Origin of the sequence: Rhizobium sp. CFBP 13644 (assembly GCF_014842165.1) — a bacterium.
GTDB lineage: Bacteria > Pseudomonadota > Alphaproteobacteria > Rhizobiales > Rhizobiaceae > Agrobacterium > Agrobacterium tumefaciens_C.
In genome coordinates this window covers 1-386 of the sequence record NZ_JACYVF010000036.1, presented here as the reverse complement: position 1 = coordinate 386, position 386 = coordinate 1, and the positions used below count along the sequence as shown (strand labels likewise).

Genomic DNA, 386 nt, shown 5'->3' with positions numbered 1-386 from the left:
CGCTCAACGCGACCCGTAACAACCGTACCACGGCCAGAGATCGAGAACACGTCTTCGATTGGCATCAGGAACGGCAGGTCGATTGGACGCTCTGGCGTTGGGATGTAGGCGTCAACCTGAGCCATCAGCTCGCGGATTGCGTCTTCACCGATCTTCTTGTCAGAATCTTCAAGAGCAGCAAGAGCCGAACCCTTGACGATTGGAATATCATCGCCTGGGAAGTCGTAGGACGACAGAAGTTCGCGAACTTCCAGTTCTACCAGTTCCAGCAGTTCTGCGTCGTCAACCTGATCAACCTTGTTGAGGAACACAACGATGGCAGGAACGCCAACCTGACGAGCAAGCAGGATGTGCTCGCGGGTCTGTGGCATTGGGCCGTCAGCTGC

General features: G+C 55.7%; 1 protein-coding gene. It reads right to left on the bottom strand.

The features are described 5' to 3' along the window. On the bottom strand, window positions 1-386 hold a 386-nt coding region (locus IFT53_RS23560; protein WP_244656465.1), incomplete at both ends, for a GTP-binding protein.